This window comes from Flavobacterium sp. KH_001 (genome assembly GCF_057840745.1).
On the sequence record NZ_CM174520.1, the window covers coordinates 2,766,261 to 2,783,803 of the forward strand.

Below are 17,543 nucleotides of genomic sequence, written 5' to 3' on the forward strand. Positions count from 1 at the left end.
TTAAAACAGATTTTGGAATAAATATTTTTGATCTTTATCTTTTATTATAAACTAAAAGTGCTTCTTTTAAAACGTTAACAGCTTTAATTAAGTCTGCTTTGTTTAAAACATAAGCAATTCTTACCTGATTCAATCCCATTCCAGGAGTCGAGTAAAAACCAGCAGCAGGAGCAACCATTACAGTTTCACCATTAAGATCGTAACTTTCTAAAAGCCATTGTGCAAAGTCTTCTGAATTTTTAATTGGCAATTGAGCAATACAATAAAAAGCTCCTTTTGGTTTTGTTACAATTACGCCTTCAATTTTATTTAATTCGGTAATTAAAGTATCGCGACGGCTTTTGTATTCTGATATCACTTCGTCAAAATAGCTTTGTGGAGTATCTATTGCAGCTTCACAAGCAATTTGTTCGATCGTTGGTGGACTCAAACGTGCCTGAGCAAATTTCATAACAGTTGCTAAAACATCTTTGTTTTTAGTAACCAGACAGCCAATTCTTGCGCCACACATACTGTAGCGTTTTGAAACTGAATCGACCATGATTACGTTTTGCTGTACATCTTCAAGGTTCATTACAGAAAAATGAACATCATCTCCGTCATATAAGAATTCGCGATAAACTTCATCAGCGATTAAATACAAATCGTGCTTTTTGATTAAACCTGCTAATTGTTTAATTTCAGCTTCAGAATATAAGTAACCTGTTGGATTTCCAGGGTTACAAATTAAAATGGCTTTAGTTTTTGGAGTAATCAACTTTTCAACTTCTTCGATACCTGGCAAGGCAAATGCCGTTTCGATAGTTGAAACAAGAGGTACTACTGTTGCACTGGTTGATGATGCAAATGCGTGATAATTAGCATAAAAAGGCTCAGGAATAATGATTTCATCTCCAGGGTCTGTGATTGTGGCTAGTGCAAACAATAAGGCTTCAGAGCCACCAGTAGTTATAATGATGTCTTCTGAGTTAACATTTACGTTTTGACGTTGGTAAAATTTTGCTAATTTTTTTCTATAACTTTCATATCCGGCAGACGGACTGTATTCTATAATAGTTAAATCAATATTTTTTACCGCCTCGATGGCCACTTCGGGTGTCTTAATATCCGGTTGACCAATGTTTAAGTGATACACTTTGTGTCCTTTTTGTTTTGCAATGTCTGCATAAGGAGCAAGTTTGCGTATCGGTGATTCGGGCATGTTTCTGCCTTTGTGTGAAATTGTTGGCATGAGCTTTATTATTGAAGTGCAAATTTGCATTTTTTTTTTCAATTTAACGTAAACATTATGGGGTGTTACGAAAATGTAACAATTATCAATATTTTTATTAATTTTATCCTAAAATTTTATCAATGAAAAAATATTTCATGTTGTTTTTTGGGCTTTTCTTACCTTTTTTACTTTTGGCTCAGCAAGATTTTACCATTTCAGACCACAGAACTCAGGTAGCTATACCCTTTAAACTCATTAATAATCTTGTTTTTATACCAATAAAAGTAAATGGAATCGAGTTGAATTTCTTGTTAGATTCAGGTGTCGAGGAAACTATTTTGTTTAGTATGGAAGACAAAAAAGAAGTAAGCTTTAATAATGTAGAAAAGGTAAAATTAAGAGGATTGGGAGCTGAAGAAGAAATTGAAGGGCTGAAGTCTGCAAATAATGTATTGGAAACTCATGGATTAAAATCGCATAATCATTTGTTGTATATAATTTTAGATCAAAGCTTTAATCTGTCGTCTCATATTGGAATTCCTGTCAATGGTATTATTGGTTATCAATTTTTTAAAAATAATTTGGTTGAAGTCAATTATCAGAAGAAAAAAATTATTATCCATAGTAACAATGAAAAAAACCAAAAAAGAATTAAGAAAAAGTTTACGACAGTTCCTATTACAATCGAACGAGCGAAGCCTTATATTGTTGCAAATGTTGTTGTTGATAGTGTTAATATTGAGGCTAAATTACTAATTGATATTGGTAATAGCGATGCTTTTTGGATTTTTGAAAATGACAAAATTAAACTGCCTAAAAAGAATTTTCCCGATTTTTTAGGAAAAGGATTTAGTGGTGATGTTGAAGGGCATAGGGCAAAAATTGCAAAATTTTCTGTTGATGAGTTTGATTTTAAAAATCCAATTGTTGCTTTTCCTGATTTAACTTCTATTAAAAATGTCAGAATGGTTCCTGGTCGTATTGGTTCTGTTGGTGGGGAAATCTTGAAGCGTTTTACTGTGATTTTAGATTACCAGGATAAAAAAATGTTTCTTAAAAAAAATAGTAAATTTTCTGAACCTTTTACTTATAATAAAAGTGGAATAACTGTTCAGCATAATGGTCTGCAATGGGTTCAGGAGACTGTTCATTTACAAACTGTCCAGGTTGCCTCATCTCCGAATGAAGTTACAGATAATAGAAAAGATGATAATTTTAGATATAAGTTCTCATTAAAGCCGGTCTATGAAATTGTAAATATTCGTAAAAACTCAACAGCTGAAAAATGTGGTTTAAGACCCGGAGATATTATCGTTAGCATTAATCAAAATAAGCCTTATAAATATTCTTTACAACAAATAAATACACTTTTAAAATCGGAAGAGGATATTTGGATTACTTTGGAAGTAGAGCGGGATAGTTTAATTTTGAAATTTAAGTTTAGATTAGAAGATGAATTATAGGAAAATGCTACTGAAATATATATATAATTTTATATTAAAATGATGATTATCAATAATATTTTTTGAGATTATTTGAATATCATTTAAATTTTGTTGTTTAAAAAGAAATAGTAGTTCACTAGCGCTAGAATTTTATTAAGTTTATCCCAAATTAATAGTTTATGGTGGAAAAATACTCTAATTTCTTAAAAGTAATCCTGTCTTTTGTTTTTATTTTCTGTATCTCTGCGACAACTTATGCGCAATGTGCTGGTGAAGATAATGACGTGACTATTTGCAACGTTTCTGATGTAAGCAACCAAACACTCAATTTATTTGATTTGTTAAAAGGTTCACCTGTTCCTGGCGGAGAATGGACGGATGATGATGAAACGGGAGGTTTAGATGTATTGACAGGAGTTTTAAATGCCCAACTTATTCGCCAGAGTGGTGTTTATCATTATACTTATAAGGTTGAAGGTCTTCCTCTTTGTCCTGATAATTCTGCAACTCTTACGCTTACAATTGGAGGATATTCCGGTATCACTTCTCCAAACGTTTCGGTTTGTAGTGCTGTTGAAACCTTTAATCTTTTTTCTGCTTTTAATGGAGTTGGCATGGGACCTCATTCTAATGGGCAATGGCATAATGATACAACAAATCGGAATGTAGGTGCTGTTATTAATGTAGAGAATTTGGAAGGAACCTTTCAATTCACTTACACAATGCCTGCAATTAGTACTTGTCCGGCGATGTCTTCAACGGCAATAATCACAATTTTTAGATCACCAGAACCAGGAGATCCAAAAAATTTATCTTTATGTGGTACAGATGGTTTGGCTGCTTATACAAATTATGATTTAAATAATTTGCTTACAGGGCAAGATCCTGATGGAGTATGGATTGATCTTAGCGCCACAGGAGAGTTAACCTCTTCAACAGATCATTTTGTTGATCTTCAAAAAATATTCAACGCAAAAGGAGAGGGAACTTATTCTTATAGTTATAGAGTAAAATCTACAAATCCTATTTGTTCAGACAGACAATCAACCGTTAGAATAAGACTTGAAAAAAAGCTCGATTTTACTGGAGCTGAAGTTTTTATAGATCCACCCAATTTATGTGAAAAAGATATCCCGACAGCTACTTATTCTGTGAAAATCACGAAAGGACCGGCAGCTATACCGAACACTACTTATTTTGTTAGCTATAGTGTGTCTGGACCTAATGCAGCTAGTGAAACTATAACGGCGAATTTTATTAATGGAGTTTTAATATTTCCAATAAAATCGGATTACTTTCAACAAATTGGGCATTTTACGGTAAAGATTCTCAATATTGTTGCTGAAAATAGTTCGCGTGCCTGTACTAACATTATCAATGATTTATCTGGTGAATTAACTATTTATCCTATTCCTGATTTAACAGGAGCCAAAATTGTACAGGCAGTAACTTGTCAGGGTGCTGATGCAACTGTACAAATTTCGGATGCAGCTAAGGTAGCTGATGGAATATATCAAATTACATATAATTTGTCGGGTGCAAATACGGTTTCAGGTCAGATTGCAAGAGTTAGCTTTGCAGGGGGAATTGCGAATGATTTTATAATTCCAGGAATATTAAATGCCAAAAGTGGCACTACGGAAATTGAAATTACAAGTATCGCGCTGGTCGTGACACCGTGTGAAAATGCAGCAGATTTAAAGGGAAGCCTTGTTATAAATCCATTGCCGAATGTATCAGGCTTACGAATACAAATTAACGATTTTTGCTTTGGTTCGCCTGTTACAGCTTCAGTTTCAGGATTAGGAAGTTTAACGAATGTCAAATTATCTTATGTGTTGTCGGGAAGTAATACTTCAACATTACAAACGATCGATCTAACCCCTACAACTGGAAATGCAAATTTTGTTGTTCCTGCTGATTTACTTTTAAACTTGGGATCAACAACCGCAACAGTAACTAATTTGATAAATAATACTACAAATTGTGATGTAAATGTGCGTGGTGTTGCAGATTCTTTTTTATTAAATCCTATTCCTGTTGCACCAACTGCTATTGATCAGCCTTTTTGTAAGTCAGATAGAGCTACGATTGCTAATTTAGAACCTAATGGTGCTCAATACAAATGGTATATTTCTGCAACTGAAACAACCCCTCTTGAGGATACTTATCTTTTAAAATCTGAAAGCTACTGGGTGAGACAGACAATATTAGACTGTGAGTCAGATCCAACCATGATTACAGTGACGTTAAAAGACACTCCGGCACCTGAATTGAATCCGGATGGGCAAAATTTTTGCGGTACTGATGTTCCTACGATTGCAGACTTATCTAATAACACAAATATTCCTTCGTCAATCGTTTGGTATGATGCTCCGGATAATGGAAATGTTCTTCCGTCAACTACTATTTTGCGCGAGAATATTACCTATTACGGTTTTGATTTTGATACAACAACTGGTTGTCTTTCTTTTGAAAGTCTTTCTGTTATTCCTGATTTAACAGACTGTAATACTGTGCCTGATACCTTCTTTGTGCCAGATGGATTTTCTCCAAATGGTGATGGTATAAACGACACTTTTGTTATTCCTGACATTGATTTTTTATATCCGGATTATACACTTGAAATTTTCAACCGTTACGGAAATGGTATGTATAGAAGTTATAAAAATAAACCAGGCTGGGACGGTATAAATTACGAAACAGAAGGACTTAGCCATGGCATTGCACCTAATGGAGTTTATTTTTATATTCTCAATTTTAATAAAGGCAATAAACCTCCGCAACAGGGACGTCTTTATTTAAATCGATAATTTCTTTTTTGCATTCCTAATATATTTTTCAAATGAAAAAAATAATACTCTTTGTAAGTTTTCTCTTTTATGTAAACACGGTTTCTGCGCAGCAAGATCCAGAGTATACCCATTATATGTATAATATGAGCGTAGTAAATCCAGCCTACGCTACAGGTGTTCCAGCGATGATGAATTTTGGAGGATTGTATAGAACTCAATGGGTTGGTGCGGTTGGAGCTCCAAAAACTTTTACATTTTTTGGACACAGTGCTTTGACCGAAAAGGTTGAAGTTGGTCTATCCTTCATTTCTGACGATATTGGAGACGGTGCGAAAAAAGAAAATAATATTTACGCCGATTTTGCTTATGTGTTGAACTTAGGAGGAAAAAATAAACTTTCCTTAGGTCTTAAAGCGGGCGTATCTTCAATGCAGACTAACTTTAATGGATTCCGTTTTAGTGATCCCGATGTTGATAGGGCTTTCGCCGAAAATATTAACGCAACAAAACCAAATATTGGAGTTGGAGCTTATTATTTTAGAGACAATTTGTATGTGGGATTTTCAGCACCTAATTTATTAAAGACAAAGTACATCGAAGAAAAATCAGGGGTAAATGCTTTTGGTGCTGAAGAAATACACATGTTTTTTACAGGAGGATATGTTTTTCAAATTAATGATAATTTAAAATTGAAACCGACATTTATGTCACGACTTGTAAAAGGAGCTCCAGTTTCTGTTGATTTGACAGCGAATGCATTGTATAATGAGAAGTTTGAATTAGGGATGGCCTATAGAATTGATGATTCAGTAAGTGCTTTATTTAATTTTAATGTTACGCCAACTCTTAGAGTTGGTTACGCATACGATTATACGCTTTCAAATTTAGGACAGTTCAATTCCGGAACGCATGAAATTATGCTGCTGTTTGATTTAGACTTATTGGGAAAAGGATATGATAAATCACCTAGATTCTTTTAAAATGAAAAATATGAAAAAATTACTTGTTATTATATTCGTATTTTCAATACAATTTATAAACGCGCAGGATAAAGATGTGGCGAGAGCCAAACGATTTTTTGATAAAACATTTTATAGTGAAGCTATTATTCTTTATGAAAAATTAGCTGAAGAAAAACCTTCTCAGGAAGTAATCAAAAATTTAGCCGATTCTTATTATTATACCAATGAGCTAATAAAGGCACAACGTTATTACAGGCTTTTATTTCAAAAGTATGGAAAAGATTTAGATAGGGAATATTATTTCAGATATGCTCAAACATTAAAAGCGAGTAATACCTATGCAGATGCCAATGAGGTTTTAAAACAATATTATGCCTTATCCACAACTAGCAAGGATTCTGTTTATTTTAAAAATGAGCTTCACGAATTAGAGAATGTTTCGGCAATCGGCAATCGATTTGATATAAAAAATCTAGCTATTAATACACCAAATTCAGAGTTTGGGGCTGTAAAATATAAAGGTAATATAGTTTTTGCCGGAGTAAAATTAAAACCTAGTTTATTCGATAAAAAGTTTAAGTGGGATAATGAAACGTATTTGAATCTGGTTACGGTTCCTTTAACTGAAATTAATGCCACGGAATCAAATGTAAGTTATTTTGCTGATGAGCTAAAAACCGGAATGCACGAAGCAAATGCTGTTTTTACGAAAGATGGTAAAACAATGTATTTTACTCGTAATTATTCTAAAAACGGAACAAAAAAGAAAAATGACGAGAAGATTTCGAATCTTCAAATTTTTAAGGCCGAATTAGTGGATGGAAAATGGACCAATATTACGGCGCTTCCCTTTAATAGCCCAAATTATTCTGTAGAGCATCCTGCTCTTAGCGCTGATGAAAAAGTAATGTATTTTGCTTCTGATATGCCAGGAAGTGTTGGTTCTTTTGATATTTATTCCGTAAATATTAATAAAGGAGCATTTGATACACCGAAAAATTTAGGAGTACTAATCAACACAGATAAAAGAGAGCAATTTCCTTTTGTTTCAAATGACAATAAATTATACTTTTCTTCTGATGGACATTTAGGCTATGGATCTCTGGATGTTTTTGTTTCAGATATTGCTGGAAATGAATATTCAGAACCTCTTAATATTGGTTTGCCACTAAACTCTAATTTGGATGATTTCTCTTTTAATATTGATTCAGATACAAAAGAAGGATATTTTGCTTCTAACAGAGAAGGTGGAAAAGGAAGCGATGATATTTATCAGTTCAAAGAAATTAAAGATTTAATTGTTGAAGATTGCAAGCAGTTTATTGCCGGAACAATTACAGATATTGATACGCATTTAGTACTTGATAACGCGACTGTGATGTTGCAGGATGCTACTAAAAAGGTTTTAAATACAATTACGACTTCTGCCGATGGAAAATTTAGTTTTACAGTTGCCTGCGAAAGTTCCTATACAATTGTAGCTTTTAAAGAAAAATACACCAACGAGTCAAGAACTTTAGAAATTGGGAAAACCAGAAATATAACGAACGATGGTTCATTGGCACTAAAATCTTTGGATGCGATTAAATTAGAAGAGCAGAAAAATGCTGAGGACAAACGAAAAGAAGAAATTCGTTTAGAGAAAGAGAAGAAAGATAGAGAAGCGCTGGCTCTTATTGCTCTCAATGAAGCAGCAAAAAAGGCTAAAGCCGATGAAATTGCTGCTGGAGAAGCGAAGAAAAAAGAAAAAGAGAATCAAATTTTGACACAAGAAAAAGATGTCGTAAAAGATAAAGACCGTTTAATTATCAAAACAGATCCTATTTATTTTGATTATAATATGTGGTACATTCGTAAAGAATCAAAAGTTGTTTTAGGTCGAGTAGTGGCTTTGATGAACAAATATCCGGGAATGGTAATCGAAATTGGTTCGCATACAGATTCTCGTGGAAATGCGAAATTCAATGAGGAACTATCTCAAAAAAGAGCCAATTCTACCAGAGAATTTATTATTCAGTCCGGTATTAATGCCACTAGAGTTTCAGCTAAAGGGTACGGGGAATCTGTGCCAATTGTTAAATGTAAAACAGATGATGCCTGTTCAGAAGAAGATCATGAATTGAACCGACGAAGTGAATTTGTAATTAAGAACTTATAAAATTCATCGGAATAAAAATATAATTTTAATTGAGAAGCCTTTTTTTTGGCTTCTTTTTTATTTATTTTTATAGGATAAGAATGAACTTAAAAATTAAATTATGAAAAAAACTGTGTTATTGTGTTTGGTTTTGGCTTCTATCGGATTTCAAAGTTGTAAAAATGATGAAAAACAAAAGCAAATTGAAGCTGCAAAAGCTGAAGGTGAAAAGGTTGTAAATACGGAGTGTTTTAAAGCAATATATGAAAAGGATACGATTGACTTAAATGTAAATACATTAAAAAATGGAAAAGTATCCGGAGATATGGTAATGAAAGTTGCCAAGACTCCGCAAAGAACCGGAGAAATAACAGGAGAATTTAAAGGAGATACGCTGTTTATTGATTACACGTTTGTAGATACCGAACATAAAGACACAAAATTCAAAAATCCGATGGCATTGTTAAAACGTGACAAACAACTTATCCTAGGTAATGGAACTATGCAGACTACAATGGGAGTTACGTATTTAGTGAAAGATAAACCGATAGATTTCGAAAATGTGAAATATAAATTCTCAGCTGTTGATTGCGTTGAAAAAGCAAAATAAGTAGAGAAAATTTAAAATGAAAAAGCCGTTTCACAATTTAATGAAACGGCTTTACTATTTTGCTTATTTTTTTTATAAAACTTCACCTTTAATTTTTAAGGCTACACGACCATCAGGATAATTCACCGCATTGGTTTCAACTGTAATAGTTTTACGAATAGGACCAGCGGCCATATTATATTTTACGTCAATTTTTCCTTTTTTTCCTGGCTGAATGGCAGTTGCAGGTTTAGTCACAATAATAGAGCTTACTGTAGATTCGGCACCTAAAATCAATAGCGGTGCATCTCCAGTGTTTGTAAATTCGAAAGAACGAACGGCATTATCACTCTTAGAAATTTTTCCATAATCAATTGTATTGTCCTGGGCCGCAAATTCAATTTTGGGACCATTTTGCGCGTAACCTATTGCACTAAACAATACGATTGCAATAAAAGAGGCAACATTTTTCATTTTGAAATTATTTTAAGTTGTAAGTAAATATACATTCTTTTAATTAACACACAAATTATTAATTCGCTTTTTATAGTGTCTTTAATTATTTACTTTTGCTGTCAATTATAATTACAAATATTGAACCAAAGTTAATTTCTGACTTAGTTACTTGTTTAACAGCTGTTAGGAATATTAAATTTAAAGAAATAACATATCCAAGATAAAATGACAATTCCAGCACAATTTGACGCTAAAACGATCGAGAATAAATGGTATGATTACTGGATGAAAAATAACTATTTTCATTCGGAGCCAGATCATAGAACGCCTTATACAATTGTAATTCCACCGCCAAACGTGACAGGAGTCCTTCACATGGGGCATATGCTGAACAATACAATTCAGGATGTTTTAATTCGTCGTGCTCGTCTTAAAGGTTTCAACGCTTGCTGGGTTCCGGGAACGGATCACGCTTCAATTGCGACCGAGGCGAAAGTTGTAGCAAAATTAAAAGCGGAAGGAATCAATAAAAATGATTTAACCCGCGAAGAATTTTTGGCGCATGCGTGGGAGTGGACAGATAAATATGGTGGAGTAATCCTTGATCAGCTTAAAAAGTTAGGAGCATCTTGCGACTGGGAAAGAACCAAATTCACTATGGATCCGGACATGTCCGCGTCTGTAATTAAATCGTTTGTTGATTTATATAACAAGGGACTAATCTACAGAGGATACCGCATGGTAAACTGGGATCCGGAAGCTAAAACAACTTTGTCTGACGAAGAAGTTATTTATGAAGAACAACAAGGAAAACTCTTTTTCTTAAAATATAAAATTGAAGGTTCAGAAGATTTCTTAACCATTGCAACAACACGTCCGGAAACTATTTTTGGGGATACTGCAATTTGTATCAACCCAAATGACGAGCGTTTTACACATTTGAAAGGTAAGAAAGCAATTGTTCCTATTTGTGGAAGAGTTATTCCGATTATCGAAGATGAATATGTAGATGTTGAATTCGGAACAGGATGTTTGAAAGTAACTCCGGCGCACGACATGAATGACAAAACGCTAGGGGAGAAGCACAATCTTGAAATCGTTGATATTTTTAATGAAGATGCTACACTAAATAGTTTCGGATTACATTATCAGGGAAAAGATCGTTTTGTGGTTCGTACTGAAATTGCAAAAGAATTAGAAGAAATTGGAGCTTTGGCAAAGACCGAAATCCATTTGAATAAAGTGGGAACATCTGAAAGAACTAAAGCCGTAATCGAACCAAGATTATCAGATCAATGGTTTTTGAAGATGGAAGATTTAGTGAAACCGGCAATCCAATCTGTTTTGGTTGATGGTGATATTAAATTACATCCAAAACGTTTCGAAAACACTTACGCGCACTGGTTAAACAATATTCGTGATTGGAATATCTCACGTCAATTATGGTGGGGACAACAAATTCCGGCTTATTATTATGGAGACGGAAAAGAAGATTTCGTAGTTGCAGAAAATATCGAAGATGCTTTAGAATTAGCAAAAGAAAGAACTTCTAATAACTCACTTACAACATCTGACTTAAAGCAGGATGTTGATGCATTAGACACATGGTTCTCGTCTTGGCTTTGGCCAATGTCAGTTTTTGGGGGAATAATGGATCCTGAAAGTGAAGATTACAAATATTATTATCCAACAAACGATTTGGTAACAGGTCCGGATATTTTGTTTTTCTGGGTTGCGAGAATGATTATTGCAGGTTACGAATATGCAGGCGAAAAACCATTTACAAATGTTTATTTGACTGGTTTAGTTCGTGATAAACAACGTCGTAAGATGTCTAAATCATTAGGAAACTCTCCTGATCCTTTAGATCTGATCGAAAAATTTGGTGCCGATGGTGTTCGTGTAGGATTACTTTTGAGTGCTTCTGCAGGAAACGATATTATGTTTGATGAAGAATTGTGTAATCAAGGAAAAGCGTTTTCTAACAAGATTTGGAATGCCTTTAAATTGATTAAAGGTTGGGAAGTTTCTGAAACTATTCCACAACCGGAATCATCAAAAGTTGCAATTGAATGGTATGAAGCTAAATTGCAGCAAACTTTAGTTGACATTGAAGATAATTTCGAGAAATACAGAATTTCAGATTCATTGATGGCAATTTATAAATTAGTTTGGGATGATTTCTGTTCTTGGTTTTTAGAGATGATCAAACCGGCGTATCAACAACCAATTGACAAAGCAACGTTTGATAAAGCAATTGAAATGTTAGAGAGTAACTTGAAATTGTTACACCCTTTCATGCCATTCTTAACTGAGGAAATTTGGCATTTAATTGCTGACAGAACTCCCGAAGAGGCTTTAATTGTCTCAACCTGGCCAGAATTAAAACCGTTTAATGCGAGTTTGATCTCTGATTTTGAAAGTACAATTGAAGTAATCTCTGGAATCAGAACGATCAGAAAAGATAAAAATATTCCGTTTAAAGATGCTATCGAATTGAAAGCAATCAACAGCGAGAATCTTTCGACTTATTTTGATACAATCGTAACGAAATTAGGGAATATCTCTGCTTTCGAATATGTTTCTGCTAAAGTGGACGGAGCATTATCTTTCCGTGTAAAATCAAATGAATATTTTATTCCGATTTCAGGAGGAAATATTGATGTTGAAGCTGAAGTTGCAAAACTAACTGCAGAGTTGGTTTACACACAAGGTTTCTTAAAATCAGTTCAGGCAAAATTATCTAATGAGAAATTTGTTGCAGGAGCACCAGAAAAAGTTTTGGCTAATGAAAAACAAAAAGAAGCAGATGCTTTGGCAAAAATTGCTACAATCGAGCAGAGTATTGCTGGGTTGAAATAAGAATCAGATTTGTTTTTAAATATAAAATCCCAATGCTGAATTTTTCAGAATTGGGATTTTTTTTATTTTTCACCTTTCACCTTTCACTTCTTTCTTTTCAAAACCAAAAATAATGGATAAGAAACCAACGTAATTCCAACAATAATAATAAAGCTTTTAGGATCGCTGTAAATAAATCCCATCAATAATGCGATAGAAGCTATGATTGCGATAATCGTCGTCCACGGATACCAAAAAGAGCGATAAGGCCTTGGTAAGTCCGGTTCTGAAGCTCTTAACTTCAAAAGTGAGCAATACGCCAATCCCCAAACAATAATAGAGATAAAGGCAGCAAAGGAAAACAAAACTTCAAAAGAACCAATGCAGATTAAAAATAAGCTAACAAATGACGAAACTAAAAGTGCCACAATTGGCGTTCCGCCTTTATTAACCATAGTTCCTTTTTCAATAAAAAATCCATCGCGGCTTAATCCGTAAAGAATTCTCGGCGGAATCATCATAAAAGCATTCAGAATACTGATTAAAGAGAAGATAGAAATCACAGTAACTATTATAGCTCCGTTTTCGCCAAAAAGAATCTTAGCCACATCGGCAGCAGCCAGATTTGATTTCGCTAAAGTTGCAATTGGTAAAACGTGAAAAAATGCCGCATTTACCAAAACATAAATGGCAACAACGAGAATAACACCACTGTATAATGATTTTGGAATATTTTTACTCGGATCATCATTTTCCTCTGCAAAAAAGCAAACACTGTTCCAGCCATTATAAGTCCCGATAATAAGTTGTAATGATTTAAAAAATCCAAATAAAAGTCCGATTTGAAAAAACGAATTATCTGTTTTAATTGTTGGTACGGCAACACCAGAATACATAAAACAAGCCACAACCAAAGCTACAAAACAAATGACTTTAAGTAAGCTCGTAATTTGTTGAATTGTGCTTCCGTTTTTAACGCCACTTAAATGAATTATTACAAAAGCGGCCAATATGGAAATGGCCATAACCATTGAATAATTGGCAAGGGCAGGAAACAAAATAATCATGTATTCGCTTATGACAATACAATAAAATGCGGGCGGAATGGCATTGCAGATATAATCGTACCACCCAGATAAAAAACCGGCATAATCTCCAAAAGCCCTTTTAATGTAATTGTAAGAGCCTCCGGCTTTCGGAAGCATTGTAGCCAGTTCTGCATACGAATTGGCGCCAATTAAAACATAGATTCCGCCAAAAAGCCAGGAAGCAATAATAAGCCAATAATTATCTAACATTCCGGCAATTGTTCCAGGTGTTCGCAGAATTCCAACTCCAATTGTTCCTCCAATTAATACGGCAATGTTAAAGCTTAATCCGAGTGTTTTTTTTAATTGGTTTGGTTTGGAATCTGACATAGAATTTTGTTTTATTGAAATTTAAATGCTTTGTGCAAAAGTAAAGATATTTAAAGCAGTCTTGTCTATGAAAATAAAAAACCTCATCTATGCTAAATAAGGTTTTTAGTGGAAATGAAACCAAAACTTCTTCTGTTATTTCAAGAATGAATAGACAGAAAAAGCTTTGGAATATTAAAATCTAATTCAAAAATTTAAAATTTGTATCGTAAGCTTGTCATAATCTGACGAGGCGCGATAGGATTCACACTATAATTTTCGTGAACTGTATAATTTAATTCGTTTGTTATGTTTGAAAGTCTACATAAGATTGAGAATTTTTTCCATTCATATCCAAGGGAAGCATCTATAGTAACGTATCCTTCTAACGGAATATCGCGATCTCTGATTGTAACTGTGTATGCCGGATCTGGTTTTGGGTTTTCAGGTGTAGGTTTAACCTCTGTCCACAAGTAATCATCATTCCAGCCTCCAGTACGATCACCTACATAGCTTCCAATGGCTCCAAAAGTCACCCCTTTCAATAAACCACTAGGTAATTTGTAGAAGAAACTTAAATTGGCAGTATTTTTCGGAGTTCTTGCTAAAACATCACCAACAACAAGGCTACCATTTGTTCCTGCAGATTTAGATACTTTAGTTTCATTAAAACTATAACCAGCCATAATATTCAAGCCTTCTAAAGGTGTCGCTGTGATATCTATTTCAACTCCTTTTCCTTTTGTCGCTCCAACCAACTCTTTTATATTACTGTTAATGTTTTGTGTAACGCCGTCTGATAAATATTGAGCCGTTTGTGCTAAATTATCATTCGTAATTTGATATACTGTAACGTTTGTTGTCAAAAGACCTCTAAAGAAATCTTTTTTCACACCAACTTCATATTGATCTATAATCGACGGGTCTAATGTTTTTGAATCTACGGTTGTTCCTGTATTTGGAGAAAAAGAGTTAGAGTAACTTGCAAACAAAGACAAATCTTTAGTAGGCTGTACTACCAATCCTGCTTTTGGTGAGAATGCTTTGTTTATAGCTTTAGTACCAGTTACTGGTACTGCATTTTCGTACGGAATTGTAATTTCATTTATATCATTCTTTTTCTCTATCACTTCTTTTGTAGTGGTGGCTTCACTTTGTTGCCATGACCAACGTAATCCTGCCAGAACTTTTATATATTGATTTATTGAAACTAAATCCTGAAAATAAGCTCCAAAACGTTGCGTTTCTGTACTTGTTAATTGAGTAGTTCTTGTTGGATAAGGAATAACAGTACTTTGTGTACTATAATCGTAAGTATATAAGTTGATCGGCTTAGCTTCCGTTGTTAAAAGGTCTGCAGGTTTTTCAGGAGCAAAGAATCCAAATGTGTAAGATGGAGTAAGAGAATTTTCGTAATCAGCCCCTGTAAATATTTGGTGTTTAATACTACCAGTATTAAAAGTTCCCTGTAAACTTAATTGATCGCCAAAAATTTGTTCGGCAGCGTCAGATTTTGTTAAGCCACGTTTCCAATTTCCGTTAGCGTCAATTGTACTTAGTTGTGCTGTAGAGGTTTGAGTCCTTCTGTAAGATTGGTAAGAAGAATTAAAGTTTAATTTCCAGTTCTTATTAAAATCATGATTAAATAATAAGGAAGCACTAGAAGACTTAGTATTTGCAGTAGACCAAAGCGCTCCGAAAAATTCATTACGAGGTAAATCCAGAATTGTTTTTTCATAGATTCCTGTACCAAAATCGGGAGTCCAGTCAGCACTCAAATAATCTCCCTGTAATGTAATTTGTGTTTTATCTGAAAGATGAAATAGAAAAGAAGGATTGATATAAATACGCTCATTTTTCACATAATCTCTAAAACTTTCAGAGTTTTCATAAGATCCGGTAAATCTGTATGCGATAGATTTATTTAATGGTCCGTAAAAATCAATGGATGGTTTGTAGTAAGAATAGCTTCCCATTTGCATTGATACTTCGCCACCTTGAGTGAATTTTGGTGTTTTGGTAACCAAATTCATGATTCCCCCTGGTGTAACATTTCCATATAATAAAGCAGAACCCCCTTTTAAGAATTCTACTTTTTCTAATGAGGAAACTTCTGGTATGGAACCTGCATTATAGCGAAAACCATTTTTAAACATATTATTTGGTCCCATATCATATCCTCTTGAAAAAAATGATTCCTGGGCTCCACCACGAGCAGATCCTACATAAACACCGTTTAAATTTTTTACTACTTCGCTTAATCGTATTGCTTGCTGCTGTTCGATTACTTCGTTACCAATAACCTGAACGCTTTGTGGTAAGTCCATAACTTTAATGCCTGAACGAGCTGCTTCAACTGGCTTTTTAGGTTTATTTGGTGTTATTAATACCTCTTTAAGAATCTCTCCTTTTTTATTTTTTACAGTATCATTTAAAGTAGTCGTGTTTTCTGCACTTGTGTATTCCTGGCTATAAGCTGCAAAGCTTAGAAACGACAATGCAAGTAGTAAACTATGTTTCATGTTCTTTATTTAGATTTAATAAAAATAATTTTTTTTGTGCAAATATAAGTCTACTTATTAGTTTTAACAAAATTTAACAATGTCTTTTCTTGCTTAATATTGCATTATTTTTGTCTTAAGATTAGCTTAAGATATTGCGGTTTTTATTTTTATTCATTATAAATAGTAATAATGTATTTCAGTTCTAAAGCTTTAGGTACTAATTAAAATGAAAAAAACCTTGCTCAAAAGAACAAGGTTTTAATTATTGCAAATAGATAAAGATCTAAATATAGTATGTTATTTAACAGAAATTAAGTAAGTAGCCATTTTCCAGATTTCATCGTATTTTTTGCCATTGTGTTCGCCAGAAGCTTTTTCAGTATAAGCAAATTCTACCATATAATTTCCTGGCCAGATTGGTGTAAATGAGATCTCTCCATTTTCATTACTCCATAATTCTTTTTCCCATCCGTTTGGAGCAATTACTTTCATTTTTTGCTCTTTGGCAATTTTACCTTCGTATAGAGCATTTACATTGATTTTTGTATTTTGTTTTGCCGTTAAAACATCTTTAGAAAATAAACTGATAACATTTGTGTTCGCTACAGCTTCATTTCCTTTTGCTGCAGTACCAACAGTTACGTTAGCGCTTGAGTTATAATCTAAAACCATAGTACCATAAACATCTTTTACTTTATGATGCATTACAATTGTATATACTCCTTCTTCATCTGGTGTAAAAAAGGCCTGATATTTATTATCTAATGCTTTTGCTGAAAGTTTAGTTTCCTTTTTTGATGGGCTAATCACAACCAGCGAAAAATCTTTTAGATCTGAAAACCATTTGTCAGCTTTAGTAATATCGTTATCTGAAAATTCTCCAAAGTAAACAGAGATTTCCTGTGCTTTTCCTTTTGTTCCTGTTGCTTTAGTTTCGATCCAAAGGGCATGTGCAAACAATTGCGGAGTTGTTACAAGCATAAAAAGGAAAAGGCTGACTTTTTTTAAAGTATTTGATTTCATAAGATCAAGGTATAAAATTGTTAAGTATGATATTTTTCACAAATCTAAACCTTATTTAGAATAATTAAAAATTAAATAACAAAAAATATAGTATTTGATTTATAATTGACTTTTGAGTTTAAAGAATGACTTAAAAAATTAAAAAGAGTATCGTAGAATAGAATAGGTTTAAAAGCCTTAA

At 33.5% G+C, this 17,543-nt stretch carries 11 protein-coding genes; 6 read left to right on the plus strand and 5 right to left on the minus strand.

Annotated features, from left to right (window positions below):
- Window positions 1-34: 34 nt before the first annotated feature.
- Window positions 35-1,231 carry a pyridoxal phosphate-dependent aminotransferase gene (locus AC3ITQ_RS11955; protein WP_489234469.1) on the minus strand — a complete coding sequence of 399 codons (1,197 nt, stop codon included), beginning with the start codon at window positions 1,229-1,231 and terminating at the stop codon, window positions 35-37.
- A 122-nt stretch (window positions 1,232-1,353) separates the two neighbouring features.
- On the opposite strand from AC3ITQ_RS11955, the gene AC3ITQ_RS11960 reads away from it, so the two are divergent.
- The 5 genes from AC3ITQ_RS11960 to AC3ITQ_RS11980 all read left to right on the plus strand — a co-directional run bounded on the left by AC3ITQ_RS11960 (window position 1,354) and on the right by AC3ITQ_RS11980 (window position 9,162).
- Window positions 1,354-2,676: a PDZ domain-containing protein gene (locus AC3ITQ_RS11960; protein ID WP_489234470.1), complete on the plus strand. Its 1,323-nt coding sequence runs from the start codon at window positions 1,354-1,356 to the stop codon at window positions 2,674-2,676.
- 161 nt (window positions 2,677-2,837) lie between these two features.
- Window positions 2,838-5,471 carry a T9SS type B sorting domain-containing protein gene (locus tag AC3ITQ_RS11965; protein ID WP_489234471.1) on the plus strand — a complete coding sequence of 878 codons (2,634 nt, stop codon included), beginning with the start codon at window positions 2,838-2,840 and terminating at the stop codon, window positions 5,469-5,471.
- Between the two features lie 32 nt (window positions 5,472-5,503).
- Window positions 5,504-6,433 carry a PorP/SprF family type IX secretion system membrane protein gene (locus AC3ITQ_RS11970; RefSeq protein WP_489234472.1) on the plus strand — a complete coding sequence of 310 codons (930 nt, stop codon included), beginning with the start codon at window positions 5,504-5,506 and terminating at the stop codon, window positions 6,431-6,433.
- A gap of 10 nt (window positions 6,434-6,443) precedes the next feature.
- On the plus strand, window positions 6,444-8,573 hold the full coding sequence (locus tag AC3ITQ_RS11975; protein ID WP_489234473.1) for an OmpA family protein: 2,130 nt from the start codon (window positions 6,444-6,446) through the stop codon (window positions 8,571-8,573).
- A gap of 100 nt (window positions 8,574-8,673) precedes the next feature.
- Window positions 8,674-9,162, plus strand: coding sequence for a hypothetical protein (locus AC3ITQ_RS11980; protein ID WP_194659341.1), 489 nt, complete (start codon window positions 8,674-8,676; stop codon window positions 9,160-9,162).
- A gap of 72 nt (window positions 9,163-9,234) precedes the next feature.
- Here AC3ITQ_RS11980 and AC3ITQ_RS11985 read toward each other — a convergent pair whose 3' ends face one another.
- Window positions 9,235-9,615 carry a DUF1573 domain-containing protein gene (locus AC3ITQ_RS11985; protein ID WP_194659342.1) on the minus strand — a complete coding sequence of 127 codons (381 nt, stop codon included), beginning with the start codon at window positions 9,613-9,615 and terminating at the stop codon, window positions 9,235-9,237.
- Window positions 9,616-9,822: 207 nt separating this feature from the next.
- Between AC3ITQ_RS11985 and AC3ITQ_RS11990 the strand changes: the two genes are divergently transcribed.
- Window positions 9,823-12,459, plus strand: a complete 2,637-nt coding sequence (locus AC3ITQ_RS11990) for a valine--tRNA ligase (protein WP_489234474.1) — start codon at window positions 9,823-9,825, stop codon at window positions 12,457-12,459.
- Between the two features lie 83 nt (window positions 12,460-12,542).
- Here the strand turns inward: AC3ITQ_RS11990 and AC3ITQ_RS11995 are convergent, their stop codons facing one another.
- The 3 genes from AC3ITQ_RS11995 to AC3ITQ_RS12005 all read right to left on the minus strand — a co-directional run bounded on the left by AC3ITQ_RS11995 (window position 12,543) and on the right by AC3ITQ_RS12005 (window position 17,362).
- Entirely contained in the window at window positions 12,543-13,856 is a 1,314-nt protein-coding gene (locus AC3ITQ_RS11995; RefSeq protein ID WP_489234475.1) for an APC family permease, read from the minus strand.
- A 194-nt stretch (window positions 13,857-14,050) separates the two neighbouring features.
- The gene (locus AC3ITQ_RS12000; protein ID WP_489234476.1) at window positions 14,051-16,357 is read right to left on the minus strand and encodes a TonB-dependent siderophore receptor; all 2,307 of its coding nucleotides are present in this window, start codon (window positions 16,355-16,357) and stop codon (window positions 14,051-14,053) included.
- A 279-nt stretch (window positions 16,358-16,636) separates the two neighbouring features.
- Window positions 16,637-17,362 (minus strand): DUF4198 domain-containing protein, encoded by a 726-nt coding sequence (locus AC3ITQ_RS12005; RefSeq protein WP_489234477.1) that lies wholly within the window; start codon window positions 17,360-17,362, stop codon window positions 16,637-16,639.
- Window positions 17,363-17,543 lie beyond the last annotated feature (181 nt).

Bases quoted from the DNA above. Each gene is read 5' to 3' on its own strand.
- AC3ITQ_RS11955 (WP_489234469.1), bottom strand. From the start codon at position 1,231: ATGCCAACAATTTCACACAAAGGCAGAAACATGCCCGAATCACCGATA.
- AC3ITQ_RS11960 (WP_489234470.1), top strand. From the start codon at position 1,354: ATGAAAAAATATTTCATGTTGTTTTTTGGGCTTTTCTTACCTTTTTTA.
- AC3ITQ_RS11965 (WP_489234471.1), top strand. From the start codon at position 2,838: ATGGTGGAAAAATACTCTAATTTCTTAAAAGTAATCCTGTCTTTTGTT.
- AC3ITQ_RS11970 (WP_489234472.1), top strand. From the start codon at position 5,504: ATGAAAAAAATAATACTCTTTGTAAGTTTTCTCTTTTATGTAAACACG.
- AC3ITQ_RS11975 (WP_489234473.1), top strand. From the start codon at position 6,444: ATGAAAAAATTACTTGTTATTATATTCGTATTTTCAATACAATTTATA.
- AC3ITQ_RS11980 (WP_194659341.1), top strand. From the start codon at position 8,674: ATGAAAAAAACTGTGTTATTGTGTTTGGTTTTGGCTTCTATCGGATTT.
- AC3ITQ_RS11985 (WP_194659342.1), bottom strand. From the start codon at position 9,615: ATGAAAAATGTTGCCTCTTTTATTGCAATCGTATTGTTTAGTGCAATA.
- AC3ITQ_RS11990 (WP_489234474.1), top strand. From the start codon at position 9,823: ATGACAATTCCAGCACAATTTGACGCTAAAACGATCGAGAATAAATGG.
- AC3ITQ_RS11995 (WP_489234475.1), bottom strand. From the start codon at position 13,856: ATGTCAGATTCCAAACCAAACCAATTAAAAAAAACACTCGGATTAAGC.
- AC3ITQ_RS12000 (WP_489234476.1), bottom strand. From the start codon at position 16,357: ATGAAACATAGTTTACTACTTGCATTGTCGTTTCTAAGCTTTGCAGCT.
- AC3ITQ_RS12005 (WP_489234477.1), bottom strand. From the start codon at position 17,362: ATGAAATCAAATACTTTAAAAAAAGTCAGCCTTTTCCTTTTTATGCTT.